General features: G+C 66.4%; 8 protein-coding genes. 4 read left to right on the forward strand and 4 right to left on the reverse strand.

What is annotated here, in order from left to right; translation table 11 throughout:
* The first annotated feature begins 55 nt into the window (after positions 1 to 55).
* Positions 56 to 505: a nitroreductase family deazaflavin-dependent oxidoreductase gene (locus ACTWP6_RS26745; protein WP_260755991.1), complete on the forward strand. Its 450-nt coding sequence runs from the start codon at positions 56 to 58 to the stop codon at positions 503 to 505.
* A 56-nt stretch (positions 506 to 561) separates the two neighbouring features.
* On the opposite strand, the gene abc-f is transcribed toward ACTWP6_RS26745, so the two are convergent.
* A complete protein-coding gene (abc-f, locus tag ACTWP6_RS26750) occupies positions 562 to 2,202 on the reverse strand; it encodes a ribosomal protection-like ABC-F family protein (RefSeq protein WP_260755992.1) in 1,641 nt (546 codons plus the stop codon).
* A 4-nt stretch (positions 2,203 to 2,206) separates the two neighbouring features.
* Positions 2,207 to 2,731 (reverse strand): TetR/AcrR family transcriptional regulator, encoded by a 525-nt coding sequence (locus tag ACTWP6_RS26755; RefSeq protein WP_443189292.1) that lies wholly within the window; start codon positions 2,729 to 2,731, stop codon positions 2,207 to 2,209.
* Positions 2,732 to 2,744: 13 nt separating this feature from the next.
* Here ACTWP6_RS26755 and ACTWP6_RS26760 point away from each other — a divergent pair, with 13 nt between their 5' ends.
* From ACTWP6_RS26760 to ACTWP6_RS26770, 3 genes are all read left to right on the forward strand, one after another.
* Positions 2,745 to 3,293, forward strand: a complete 549-nt coding sequence (locus tag ACTWP6_RS26760; protein ID WP_443189293.1) for an SDR family oxidoreductase — start codon at positions 2,745 to 2,747, stop codon at positions 3,291 to 3,293.
* A gap of 106 nt (positions 3,294 to 3,399) precedes the next feature.
* The gene (locus ACTWP6_RS26765) at positions 3,400 to 4,431 is read left to right on the forward strand and encodes a fused (3R)-hydroxyacyl-ACP dehydratase subunits HadA/HadB (RefSeq protein ID WP_260755995.1); all 1,032 of its coding nucleotides are present in this window, start codon (positions 3,400 to 3,402) and stop codon (positions 4,429 to 4,431) included.
* Positions 4,432 to 5,358: 927 nt separating this feature from the next.
* Positions 5,359 to 12,201 (forward strand): Ig-like domain-containing protein, encoded by a 6,843-nt coding sequence (locus tag ACTWP6_RS26770; protein ID WP_443189294.1) that lies wholly within the window; start codon positions 5,359 to 5,361, stop codon positions 12,199 to 12,201.
* 24 nt (positions 12,202 to 12,225) lie between these two features.
* Here ACTWP6_RS26770 and ACTWP6_RS26775 read toward each other — a convergent pair whose 3' ends face one another.
* A complete protein-coding gene (locus ACTWP6_RS26775) occupies positions 12,226 to 13,827 on the reverse strand; it encodes an FMN-binding glutamate synthase family protein (protein ID WP_260755996.1) in 1,602 nt (533 codons plus the stop codon).
* A gap of 51 nt (positions 13,828 to 13,878) precedes the next feature.
* Positions 13,879 to 14,358 (reverse strand): DUF309 domain-containing protein, encoded by a 480-nt coding sequence (locus tag ACTWP6_RS26780; RefSeq protein ID WP_260755997.1) that lies wholly within the window; start codon positions 14,356 to 14,358, stop codon positions 13,879 to 13,881.
* Positions 14,359 to 14,510 lie beyond the last annotated feature (152 nt).

Genomic DNA, 14,510 nt, shown 5'->3' on the forward strand with positions numbered 1-14,510 from the left:
CCTCGTACGGGATACACCGGGAATACCCATAGGAATCACGATCGTTGGAGGCAGCGTGAGCGAACAAGCAGAGTTGAGTCCCACCGACTGGGTCCGCGACCAGACCAAGCGCATCCTGGAGCAAGGCACCACCGACGGCGTCGAAATTCTCGACCGCCCGGTCGTGCTGTACACCACCACCGGTGCGCAGTCGGGCAAGAAACGCTACGTGCCGTTGATGCGCGTCGAGGAGAACGGCCGCTACGCAATGGTGGCGTCCAAGGGCGGCGATCCGAAGCACCCCAGCTGGTACTTCAACGTCAAGGCCAACCCCGCGGTCACCGTCCAGGACGGTGACAAGGTAGTGGAGGGCACCGCCCGTGAGCTCGACGGCGACGAACGCGAGCATTGGTGGAAGCTGGCCGTCGCGGCGTTCCCGCCGTACGCCGAGTACCAGACCAAAACCGAGCGACAGATCCCGGTCTTCCTCATCGAGCCGGTCGAGTCGGACCGACCCGCGGAATAGCCTTCCTGGTCGCGGTTACACCCTGCGGGGGAGCCCTGGCTTCACGCTCGCGGGGTCTATTCGACGCGACCGTTCTCGACCCGCCATGAGCGATCCAACCGGACGTTCTGCAGCATCCGTCGATCGTGGGTGACCAGCAGCAGCGCGCCCGCATAGGCGTCCAGGGCCTGTTCGAGCTGCTCGATGGCGGGCAGGTCGAGATGGTTGGTCGGCTCGTCGAGCACCAGCACGTTGGTGCCTCGGGCCTGTAGGAGTGCCATCCCGGCCCTGGTGCGTTCGCCAGGCGAGAGGTGGTCGACGGCGCGTTCCACGTGGTCGGCGCCGAGCCCGAATTTCGCCAGCAGCGTCCGCACGTCGGCGGTCGGCCAGGACGGCACCTGCTGCTCGAACCGGTCGAGAAGCCGATCAGGGCCAGTGAAATACGCACGGGCCTGGTCGATTTCGCCGATCTCGACACTGGCACCCAGGCTCGCCCGCCCCTCATCGGGCCGCTGACGGCCCAGCAGCAGGCGCAGCAACGTCGACTTACCCGCCCCGTTGGGGCCGGTGATGCCGATGCGCTCCCCGGCGTCTACCTGCAGTGACACCGGGCCGAGCACGAAAGCGCCTTGCCGCACAACAGCTTTGTCGAGTGTCGCGACCACCGCACTCGATCGCGGCGCCGCCCCGATGGTGAACTGCAGCGTCCATTCCTTGCGGGGCTCCTCGACCTCGTCCAGGCGGGCGATCCGGCTCTCCATCTGACGCACCTTCTGCGCCTGCTTTTCACTGGATTCGGTGGCCGCACGGCGACGGATCTTGTCGTTGTCGGGTGCCTTGCGGATCGCGTTGCGCGTGCCCTGGCTCGACCATTCCCGCTGTATACGCGCGCGGGCCACCAGGTCGGCCTTCTTCTCGGCGAACTCCTCGTACTGTTCGCGCCGATGCCGGCGGTTGACCTCGCGCTCGTCCAGATAGCTGTCGTATCCGCCGCCGAATACGGTGGCGGTGTTCTGCGCCAGGTCGAGTTCCAGTACGCGAGTCACGGTGCGGGACAGGAATTCCCGGTCGTGACTGACCAGGACAACTCCGCCGCGCAGCTCGCCGACGAACCGCTCGAGCCTGGCCAGGCCGTCCAGGTCGAGGTCGTTGGTCGGTTCGTCGAGCAGCACGATGTCGAACCGCGACAGCAGCAGCGCCGCCAGTCCCACCCGGGCGGCCTGCCCGCCCGACAGGGCGGTCATTGGCGTCGTGTCCGGACGCACGGCATCGGTGTCGAGTCCGAGGTCGGCCAATACTGCCGGCAGTCGCTCGTCGAGGTCGGCGGCGCCGGTGGCAAGCCAGTGGTCCAGCGCGGCCGCGTACGCGTCGGCGCCGTTGCCCGCGTCGTCCAGCGCGGCGGCCGCGGCGTCCATGGCGCGCGTGGCCTGGGCACATCCGGTGCGGCGCGCGACGTAGGCCGCCACGGTCTCGCCCGGGACGCGTTCGTGCTCCTGGGGCAGCCACCCGACGAATGCGTCGGCCGGCGCGACGCTGACCGAACCTCGGAGCGGATCCAGTTCCCCGGCCAGGATTCGCAGTAGGGTGCTTTTGCCGGCGCCGTTGGCGCCGACGACTCCGACCACATCGCCCGGGGCGACGGTCAGGTCGACGTTCTCGAAGAGGGTGCGGTGGGCGAATCCGCCCGCCACATTCTTCGCGACGAGCGTTGCGGTCATGGCGCTATCGTCGCACTACCTTTCGGGCCCGACGGCCCCAGGGAATCGCTGTGAGGGCCTGGCGCCAGTCAGCCGGAAATTGCGGCCAACCCGCCTGCACGGCGAGCCCCTGGCAGACGGCCGCGATCCAGCGTGCCAACACCAGCGTGTCCACCGCGGGCAGGTCGCCGTCGGCCACGGCCGCGTCGAAACGTTTGGCGATCCGGTGCACGGTGGAGTCGCGCAGCTCGGGGAGTCCGGGCGCGTTCCCCACCGTCAGGCATCCATGTGGCCCCCGTGCGACAGCGCGGGCGGTCGGCTCTGCGAGCGCGTCGGTGAGGTAGCCGCCCGGGCCGGCCAGGTAGCGCAGCGTGGCTCGCTCGAAGAGCTTCTCCTTGGATCGAACTCGGCGTAGATGCTGCCGGTTGACCCCGGTCGCCGCGGTGACGTCCGAGATCGACACGCCGTCGAAGCCGCGTTCCCAGAAGAGTTTCATCGCTTCCCGCTCGACGTGCTCGGGGTCGAATTCGCGGGGTCGTCCGACGGTCATGTACCGCACACGGATGAGCACAGCACCCTTGGCAGGAAGGCGAGCACTGGTGACGGGAGGATCGCGTGGAATCGGCGCCGAGATCGTGCGGCGGCTCGCCTCCGACGACGCCACGGTGGTGGCCATCCAGGCCGATTCCGCGGACCCGGCGCAGGTGGCACGCGCCGTCGAGCAGACCGTGGCCGAACTCGACGGCCTCGACATCCTGGTGAACAACTCGGCCGTCGCCCACCTCGCACCGATCGACGAGTTCCCGGCCGAGGAGTTCGACCGCCTGGTCGCGATCAACATGACCAAGGGTGCGGTGTCCTCGTTCACCAGAGGACTGGCCCGCGACCTCGGATCGCGTGGCATTACCGTCACCAACGTCCAACCTGGCCCGATCGACACCGACGCCAACCCCGACGACGGTGCCTTCGCCGAGAGTCTGAAGCAGGTGACCGCGCAGGGCCACTACGGACACACCAGCGACGTCGCATCCCTGGTGAGCTTCCTGGCCGGCCCGGAGTCCGGCTACATCACCGGGGCGCACCTGAACGTCGACGGCGGCTTCACCGTGTAGGGCTCGACCGGCGATGCCTGCTTCGGCTTGTGGCGGGCCGACCTCGGCGCGTTAGTGTGCTTGGGTCGGCCTCCATGACCAGCCGACGGAAGAGTTGAGCACATCTATGACTGCACCAGCAGAAGCCTCGCCGCTCGAAGCGCGGGTCGGCCACCACTACCAGATGGACGGCACCTACCTCGTCGGTCGCGAGAAGGTCCGCGAATACGCCCGCGCGGTGCAGGACTACCACCCCGCGCACTGGGGCGTCGCCGCGGCCGCCGAGCTGGGCTATAGCGACGTCGTCGCGCCGCTGACATTTACTTCGGCCCCGGGCATGCAGTGCAACCGCCGGATGTTCGAGGAGATCGTCGTCGGCTACGACACGTATCTGCAGACCGAAGAGGTCTTCGAGCAGCACCGGCCGATCGTCGCGGGTGACGAGCTGGTCATCGACGTGGAGCTGTCGTCGGTGCGCCGGACGGCCGGCCGGGACTTCATCACCGTGACCAACACCTTCACCGACACGCGCGGCGAGCGGGTGCACACCCTGCACACCACCGTCGTCGGGGTGACGGCCGAAGACATCGACGCCGGAGTCAAGACCGCCGTGCAGAACGCGATGATGCACGATATGAACATCCTCGACATCGGGGGATCCGAGGACGACTACGAGAAGACGGTGCGGCCCGCGGGCGACATCCGGATCTCCGACGGGGCGCTGACCCGCACGCCGGGTACGCCGTCCTTCGACGACGTCAAGGCCGGCGACGTGTTACCCGTCCACCACACCCGACTCTCCCGCGGCGATCTGGTGAACTACGCCGGCGTCGCCGGCGACGCCAACCCGATCCACTGGGACGAGGACATCGCCAGGCTGGCCGGCCTGCCCGACGTGATCGCCCACGGCATGCTCACCATGGGTCTGGGCGCCGGCTTCGTCTCGGCCTGGTCGGGCGACCCCGGCGCGGTGACCCGCTACACGGTGCGGCTGTCCCAGCCGGCGGTGGTGTCGGCCAAGGAGGGCGCCGACATCGAATACAGCGGCAAAATCAAGTCATTGGACCCCGAGACCCGCTCCGGCATCGTGCTGGTCGGCGCGAAGTCGGCGGGGAAAAAGATCTTCGGTCTCGCCACGATGCACATCCGCTTCCGCTGAGCCGGGAGGTCATGGTGGTCGGCACCATCTCCACGCTGAACCGGTATCCGGTGAAGTCGATGCTCGGTGAGCGGTGTGCCGGTCTGGAAGTAGTCGGTCGGCCGCCGCGGTCGAGCGGTCCGACCTGATGACGTCCTCACCCACGGGCTCGACTGCGGCGAGGTCGCGCCGCGCTGCTCGGTGCCGACGCTCAAACGCGGTGCACTGAACCGATTCCCGCAGTCGTTGCGGTACGTGCTCGAACCCAATCGGGTCGGGGCGCAAAGAGTGGCACCGATCTACACGCAGGGCGAGAACGTGCCCGCCGCCGACCGCAGACTCCTGCAACGGCGCAAAGACTAAGCACACCCTGGTCGTCACCATGGTGCCTCGCAAGGGGCCCTTCCTGATGTCGCTGCGCGAGGTGCCACCTCGTCGCCCAAACCCGACGTTGGCGACGAGATGGTCGCGACACTGCGCAATGCTGCCTGACGTTCCGGCACCGCATACGGCACAGTACGCCCCTCACATCCCGAGTCGATTAGAGCAGCAACCTTGTATACCAAACCGACATCCCCGGCCGAGAAAACACGTCCTTGGGCGGACAATTAGTAGCTGTGCTGTACATACAGTGCATATTCTTGAGGTTAATCGGCCTCCTATCCATATCCGTAACATTGCCAGACAGACGGCATTTCAAGCCGTCTGAATATGGTGACATCGGTAGTCTATTTGCTCAATCTTCACGCTTGTACCCGTGAGGCATGCTGTGCGGCCCCTAAGTCGCCAGTGCCGACTTTGGCCGTTTCTCTTTCAAAGATCGCCAAGAGCTGCTTATTATCTTGGCAGTCAAATTTGCTAGAAGTGCACGTCCGGTCTCGATCCGTCATGGGCGTGTGCGGAGCCAAGAGGACGGCCCGGGCGGGCCAGACGAGCGAGGGTTGCAAAATGGGCTCAGGAACCCATCGTCGGCATGCCGTACCGAGCAAACCTCGCCACCAGAAGCAGAAGAACTCCAGCAACGCACAGGCGACCTACCCGACCTTCCGCCTCGCAGGCGGCACCTCCACCTCGACCGCTCCTCCGCTCACCGCAAGCACCTACGCGAAGTACATCGGCCGGGTCGGCGTGCTGGCGGTGGCTCTTGGTGTCGGCGCTGCGGTTACCACAGGCCACGGGCTCGGGGCAGCGCACGCCGACACCGGCGCGGCATCCAAGGACTCCTCGTCGAAGGATCCGTCGTCTTCAACAGCGTCGAATGAGTCGACCGGCCAGGTGTCTGGCGAGGACGGTGGAGACGCCGAAGACACCGCAGACGACTCCGATGCCGCCGACCAGGAGACGGCCGACACGGAACTCGACGACCCCGAACTCGACGACTCCGAGACGGTGGACGAGCCGACCCAGGATGTCGAGGAGGAGACCGAACCGTCGACCGAAGTGGTGGCTGTTCCGCCGGTCGACGATGCGGCACCGGAGGCTGCCGAGCAGGAGCCCGTGCCGCAGAGCGCGCCCGCGTCCACCGAGTCCACAGAAAGTTCGGCCGACGTTGCGCCGCTTCCCGGATCGCACGACTCCGGCGCGGCGACCTCGGATCCATCCGGCACATCGGTCGAGCTGGATTCACCAGCCGACCCGGAGGCAACGGCCCTGGACGAGGACGGAAAAGACTTCGGGACCAACATCTTTCAGACAAGTCTCACCGGCGAATCCCAGCCGCCGGCCACGGCGTCTTCTTCCGCGGCAGCTCCGGTCGCCGCGGTCGGGAGCGTCCAGGCCTTCGTCTCCTCGCTTTTGTCCCCGTTCGTGGCGCCGGGGCCGGTCGCACCGGCACAGCCCCCATTTCTGTGGGCACTGCTGGGATGGATTCACCGCGAGATCCAGCGCACGTTCTTCAACCGCACCCCTGATGTGCGGCCACAGGAGCTGACGCTCGTGCTGGGCCCGGGCGTGGCGAGTGGCCCCATCTCGTTCAACGGTTACGACTACGAAGAAGACGCGATAACCTACTTCGTGCCGACGCGCGGTGTCCCCGGCGGCCCCAAGCACGGCACCGTGACCGTCGATCAGGCGACGGGCACGTTCACCTACACGCCCGACGCGGGCTTCACCGGCACTGACGATTTCTTCGTCACCGCAAGCGATGCCCGTAGCCGCTTCCACCTCCACGGGCTGTTCGGATTTCTGCGGCCGCACCGGGGTCATACCGATGCCGCGAGGATCACCCTGAACGTCGTCAACCCGGCCGCCCCGCCGGTGGTGAACAACGACTCTTACGCGACCTCCGAGAACAACGCAGTGGTGGGCAACGTGCTGTCCAACGACAGCGATCCCACCCATCAGAACTTGACCGCCACACTGCTATTCGGTCCCTCCCACGGCAGCGTCACGCTGACGCCGAACGGAGAGTTCACCTACACACCGAGGCCCGGCTGGAGCGGCACAGACGACTTCACCTACACCGCATCCAATCTCACGTTCAGCTCGACTGCGAGCGTGACGATCACCGTCACCCCCGTCAACCAGGCTCCGACGACCGTCGACGACTCCTACGCGACGACCGAGGACATGGCGGTCACCGGGAACGTCCTGAACAACGACAGCGACCGCGAAGGCGCCGCTGTCACCGCGGCGCTCGTGACCGGCGCCAGTCACGGCGACCTCACGTTCAATGCCGACGGATCGTTCACCTACACGCCGGACCCCGACTTCAACGGCATCGACCACTTCTCCTATGCCGCCTCGGACGGATTGCTCACCAGCGCACCGACGCTGGTGACGATCACTGTTGCCGCGTTCAACGACGCGCCGGTGGCCGGCGACGACTCCTTCGCCCTCAACGAGGACGGCATCCTGACCGGTTCGGTGCTGCGCAACGACAGCGACGTGGATGCCGATCCGCTGACTGTGTCGCTGATCTCGGGGCCGGCCCACGGCAACCTCACCTTGAATCCGGACGGGACGTTCTCGTTCACGCCGTTCGCCGACTACAACGGAACCGACTCGTTCACCTACACCCTCAGCGACGGAACGGCCGGCGCCACCGCCACCGCCACCATCACGGTCGCCCCGGTCAACGATTCCCCCGTTGCGCATGACGGGTCGTTCGTCGTCAACGAGGGAACCAGCTACACCGGCACCGTGAATGTCGTCGACGTCGACGGCGACACCCTGACCAGCACGGTCGTCGACGGCCCGAACCACGGCACGCTGACACTGGGTACCGACGGGTCGTTCATCTACACCCCCGATGCCCAGTACAGCGGGACGGACTGGTTCGCGTTCGTGGTCTCCGACGGCACGGTCTCCAGTGCGCCCGCCGTCATCCAGATCACGATCGCACCCGTCAACAACGCGCCCGTCGCCCATGACGACACCTACTCGATGAACGAGGACGCCATCCTGGCCGGCTCGGTGGTGTTCAACGACGCGGATGCGGACCGCGACACCCTCACCGCCGCAGTCGCATCCGGACCGAGCCACGGTGTGCTGGTCCTCCATGCGAACGGCTCGTTCACCTACACGCCCACCGCCCACTACCACGGCACCGACAGCTTCACCTACACCCTCAGCGACGGCACCGCCACGAGCAACGCCGCCACCGTGACCATCGCGATCAACCCGGTCAACGATGTTCCCGTCACCGGTGACGACATCTACGGCGTCGACGAAGGTGCCGTGCTGACCGGCAACGTCCTGACCAATGACCGTGACGTGGAATCCCAGTCACTGACGGCGTCTGTGGCCGACGGCCCCCTGAACGGCACCGTGGTTCTCGACTCCGACGGCAACTTCCAGTACACGCCCAACGCGAACTTCAGCGGAGTGGACTGGTTCACCTACCTCGCTTCCGACGGCTCGGCCGTCAGCACACCGGCGGTGGTGGTGATCGTGGTCGCACCGGTCAACGGCGCGCCGGTGGCCAACGACGACAGTTACACGGTGGTCGAGGACGGCATCCTGGCCGGCAACGTGCTGTCGAATGACGTTGACGATGAGGGAGATTCACTGACCGTGTCTCTGGTCAGCGCGCCGGCGAACGGTGCGCTGGTGTTGAACGGCGACGGCACGTTCGTGTACACACCGGCCGCGAACTACAACGGCACGGACTCATTCACCTACATCATCGGCGACGGCAGCCTCACCAGCCGGACAGCGACTGTCACCGTCACCGTCACGCCAGTCAACAACGCGCCGGTCGCCGTCGGCGATTCCTTCGGCACCGACGAAGACTCCGGGCTGTCGGGCGATGTGCTGACCAACGACACCGACATCGACGGCGACAGCCTGACCGCCACGCTGGTCACCGGCCCGGCACACGGAACCCTCATCCTCAACGCCGACGGTTCGTTCGAATACACCCCGCACGCCGACCACCGTGGCACCGACATCTTCACCTACACCGTCACCGACGGCACCCTCACCAGCTCGGTGGCCACCGTCAGCATCACCGTCAACCAGGTCAACGACACCCCCACCGCGGTCGATGATTTCTTCACCATCGACGAGGATGCTGTCCAGTCCGGCACGGTGATCACCAATGACGGTGATGTGGACGGCGACCCGTTGACCGTGTCCGTGGTCGACGGACCCGCCCGCGGCACCCTGCTCCTCAACGCCGACGGCACCTTCACCTACACCCCGCACGCCGACTACCACGGCACCGACAGCTTCACCTACACCGTCACCGACGGTACCCTCACCAGCTCGGTGGCCACCGTCAGCATCGTCATCGACCCGGTGAACGACAGCCCCGTCGCCGGCGACGACTCGTTCACGTTCGACGAGGACCACATCCTGACCGGTGGAGTGCTCGCCAATGACAGTGATGTGGACGGTGATTCGCTGACCGTGTCCCTCGTCAACGGCCCCGCCCGCGGCACCCTGATCCTCAACGCCGACGGCAGTTTCACCTACACCCCGAACGCCGACTACCACGGCACCGACAGCTTCACCTACACCGTCACCGACGGCACCCTCACCAGCTCGGTGGCCACCGTGAGCTTCACCGTCAACCCGGTCAACGACACCCCCGTCGCCGGCAACGATTCGTACACCGTCGCCGAGGACGGCACCTTCACCGGTAACGTTTTGTCCAACGACACCGACGTCGACGGCGACAACCTGACCGCGACGGTGGTGGACGGACCCGCCCACGGCACGCTGACCTTCAACGCCGACGGCAGTTTCACCTATACCCCCGACACCGACTACCACGGTGTGGACAGCTTCACCTACCGGGCTTCGGACGCAGCCACGACCGGTAACACCGCACTGGTCACGATCGCGGTGACCGCCGTCAACGACGCCCCGGTGTCGATCCACGACAACGTCACCACGAATGAGGACACCTCGGTGACGGGCAATGTCCTGGCCAACGACACCGACGTCGACGGCGACGCGCTGCAAGCGACGGTGGTGGCCGGACCCGCCAACGGCACGTTGATCCTCAACGCCGACGGCACCTTCACCTACACCCCGAACGCCGATTTCCACGGCACCGACACCTTCACCTACGAGGCCGGCGACGGCATCACCACGAGTTCTGCTGCCACCGTGAGCATCACGATCAACCCGGTGAACGACACCCCGGTCGCCGACAACGACAGCTACGCCACCGACGAAGACACCTCATTGACCGGAAGCGTCCTGGCCAACGACACCGATGCTGACGGCAACCCGCTCACCGCAACGCTTGTCACCGGACCCGCCAACGGCACGCTCACGCTCAACGCCGACGGCACCTTCACCTACACCCCCATCGCCGACTACCACGGCACCGACAGCTTCACCTACACCGCCGGCGACGGCGCGGCCGCCAGCAGCACCGCCACTGTCAACATCACCGTCGCGCCGGTCAACGACGCACCGGTCGCCGCGGGCGACGCCTACACCACCAACGAAGACACTCAGCTGACCGGCAACGTACTGACCAACGACATTGACGCCGACGGAAACCCGCTTACCGCAACGGTGGTGACCGGGCCCGGCCGGGGCACACTGACGTTCAACGGCGACGGTACCTTCACCTACACCCCGGACGCCGACTACCACGGCACCGACACCTTCACCTACGAAGTAGGCGACGGCACCGCTACCAGTTCCGTTGCCACCGTCAGCATCACGATCAGCCCGGTCAACGACGCACCGGTCGCGGTCAACGACAGCTACACCACGAACGAAGACACCAAGCTCACCGGTAACGTGCTGACCAACGACACCGATGCCGACGGAAACCCGCTCACCGCGGCGGTGGGCACCGGACCGGCGCACGGCACCCTGACCCTCAACGCCGACGGGTCGTTCGAGTACACCCCGGATGCCAATTACCACGGCACCGACGTGTTCACCTACACGATCAACGACGGCGCGCTCAACAGCAGGACCGCGATCGTGAGTATCGCCATCGCCGCCGTCAACGACGCCCCCGCAGCCGTGAACGACAGCTACACCATCAACGAAGACACCCCCCTCACGGGCAACGTCCTGGCCAACGACACCGACGTCGACCGCGACATGCTGAAAGCGACCCTGGTGAACGGGCCCGCGCACGGCACCCTCACCCTCAGTGAGAACGGCACCTTCACCTACACCCCGAACACCAACTACAACGGCATCGACACCTTCACCTACACGGTCAACGACGGTACCACCACCAGTTCCTTTGCCACCGTGAGCATCACGATCAGCCCGGTCAACAACGCACCCGCGGCCGTCAACGACAGCTACACCACCGCCGAGGACACGCCATTGGGCGGCAACGTGCTGACCAACGACGTCGACGCCGACGGCAACGCCCTGACCGCGACCATGGTCGTGGGACCCACGTCCGGCACCCTGACCCTCAACAGCGACGGCTCGTTCACCTACACCCCGAACGCCAACTACCACGGCATCGACAGCTTTACCTACACCGCCGGTGACGGCACTGCCACCAGCACGGTGGCCACCGTGAGCATCACAGTCAACGCCGTCAACGACGCCCCCGTCGCCACCGGCGACACCGTCACCACCAACCAGAACATCGCGGTCAGCGGCAACGTGCTCAACAACGACACCGATGTCGACAATCCCAAGACCGCGCTGACCGCCACGGTGGTCACCGGCCCCGCCAACGGCACCCTGATCCTCAATGCCGACGGCACCTTCACCTACACCCCGAACACCGGCTATCACGGCGCCGACAGCTTCACCTACCGGCTCAACGACGGTGCTGCGGACAGCAATATCGCCGCCGTCAGCATCACGGTCATGGACAACGTGGCGCCGGCGGCGGTCGGGGTTCAGACCTCCAACGGCGGCGGCACCAACGGGCTTCTACAGCAAGGCGACAGCATCACCTACACCTTCAGCGAGCCGATAGATCCCGCTTCGATCCTGTCCGGCTGGAACGGCACATCCAGAAACGTCGTCGTCCGGGCCTACGACGGCAACATCCTGCTCGGCCTGCTGGGCGGCAACGACACCCTCCAGGTCTACGACTCGGCCAACAGCAGTCTGCTGCCATTGGGCACCCTCGACCTGGGCCGCGACGACTACGTCACCGGGCTGCTCGGCGGCACCATCACATTCGGCGCTTCCGGCAGCCCGTCCACGATGACGATGAGCGGCAGCACGATCACCATCGTGCTGGGCACTTACGATTCCATCTTCCTCGGCGCCGGCCGCAACATCGCACTGGGAACCGGAACCATGGTCTGGACGCCGTCGACGACGCCGAAGGACCTTGCGGGCAACGCCCTCTCAGGCGCACCGGCCACCGAGTCGGGAACCGCTGACAGGGACTTCTGAGGACGCCGGGCGGCCTGAGTTCTGTTACTCCGTCGCCTGATTGGGCTCAGCCGCCAGCTTGAGCGGTGCGTGCTCGACGACCTCATGGGTGCCGGGCCGGTCGTCGTAGCGGCGCATGTACTCGTCGATCTCGGCGACGATCTCCGGACCCGGTACTCCCCACCATTCCCGGTAGCCGTACACATCGCCGAGCGGCCGGTGCCCGCGGTCGCCGTCGAGAATCTCGACGTGGTTCGGGCTCAGCATCGCCGGGTGGCGCACACCGGCCGCCTCCGAAACCTTCAGCAGGTCACGCCGGAGGGTCATGACGTAGTTGGCCACCCGGTGTGACTTCTGTTCCGGGTCTAATCCGCTTGCCAGCCAGGGGTTCTGCGTGGCCACGCCGGTCGGGCAGCGATTGGTGTGGCACTTCTGCGCCTGGATGCACCCGATCGCCAGCATCGCTTCCCGCGCCACGTTGATCAGGTCCACCCCCAAGGCGAAGGCCACGATCGCATTGGCGGACAGCCCTAGTTTGCCCGAACCGATCCACGTGACACGGTCACACAAGCCGCGCTCTGCGAACAGGCCGAACACGCGGGAGAAGCCTATCCGGAACGGGAACGACACATGATCGGCGAAAACCAGTGGCGCCGCGCCGGTTCCGCCCTCACCGCCGTCGATCGCGATGAAGTCGACGCCGCGCTGCCCGTCCTCCATCCGGTCGGCCAGTGTCTCCCAGAAGCCCAGCTCCCCCACCGCAGACTTGATGCCGACGGGAAGTCCGGTGGCGTCTGCGATCCGCTCCACGACGTCGAGCATCTCGTCGACGTTGTTGAACGCGGTGTGCCGGGACGGGCTCGCGACGTCCTTGCCCTGCTCCACGCCGCGGATCCGGGCGATCTCGGCGTTCACCTTGGCGCCCGGAAGATGGCCACCCAGACCGGGTTTGGCGCCCTGGCTCAGTTTGATCTCGATGGCGCGCACAGGTCCGGAGCCGACGACCTCGACCAGCCGGTTCAGATCGAAGTTCCCGTGTTCGTCACGGCAGCCGAAGTAGCCGGTGCCGATCTGGAACACCAGATCGCCGCCCTGGCGGTGGTGGTCCGACAGGCCGCCCTCGCCGGTGTTGTGCCAGAAGCCGGCGATTTTGGCGCCCTTGTTCATTGCCTCGATGGCCTGGGGGCTGAGCGAGCCGAACGACATCGCTGACACGTTGACCACCGAGGCCGGGCGGAAGGCGTGCCGGCGTCCGCGGGGCCCGCCGAGAACCTTGGCGCCGGGGACCTCGATGTCGCGGCCGTGGATCGGTGATGCGGGCACGACATCGGAGAAGGTCGCCTGCTTGATGATCGGGTACGCGGCGTTCTCCGTGTCGTTGTCCGTACCGAAGGCGAAGTAGTTGTTCTCCTTCTTCGCCGAGGTGTACACCCAGCGCCGGTGATCGCGGCTGAACGGCCGCTCCGCATCGTTGCTGGTGATGATGTACTGGCGCAGCTCCGGGCCCACCGACTCCAGCAGATACCTCATCCGCGCGATGACCGGGAAATTGTGGCGGAGGGCGTGCTCCTTCTGCAGCAGGTCCTGCACCGCGATGCCGGCCAGAGCCGCGGCCGGAGCCAGTGCGGCGAGCGTCCGCTTCTTCATGGGACCAACACTGCCACACGGACCACCCCGGCGGTCCATGTCAGTGATCGATTAGCCGGACCGTGTCAACATCGGCCTCAGGCGCGACGGTGAGATCTCAGCTGCCGCGTCCACGGCGCCGATCAGGTGGGCGGCCCAGCCGAGCAGTCCGTCGACGTCCACCGAATGCGGTGCGGGCGCGCCGACCTCCTGCAAGCGGCCGGCGCCGCGGCGAAGCAATGCCGATGCCCCGGCCGGGTTGCCGCGCTGGATCTGGGTGATGCCGACGGCGAGCTGGGCCAGTCCCTGCCACAGCGGCCTCTCATCCTCGGGGCGGTTCTTCCACGCCGCCTCCAGCACCTCGTGGGCGTTGAAGGCCAAGCCCCTGTTCAGCAGGTCCTGGGCGTAGGCCAAGGACTGGGCAGGCGGCAGCGCGAGATCGTCCGGGATGCGGGGCACGCCGTCGCTGCCCGGCGGAAGCGGCCGGCCCAGCGCGTCCCGGGGACGGGCGTTGCGGGGCCGGCCTGCTTCGTCGCGGGTGCGTTCGACCATGGGGACATGATGCCCCCGCAACCTCCGCGTTGACTCATCCGAAATGCGCGTGAAAGGCCTCGAAATGATGCTTCGTTGCCTCACTAAAAATGCGCGCGTGTGCGGCGCGCCTACGTGATCGGTCAGCTACGAACTCAGTAGGCCCAGATGAT

Origin of the sequence: Mycobacterium sp. 4D054, assembly GCF_052245755.1 — a bacterium.
Taxonomy (GTDB): Bacteria; Actinomycetota; Actinomycetes; order Mycobacteriales; family Mycobacteriaceae; genus Mycobacterium.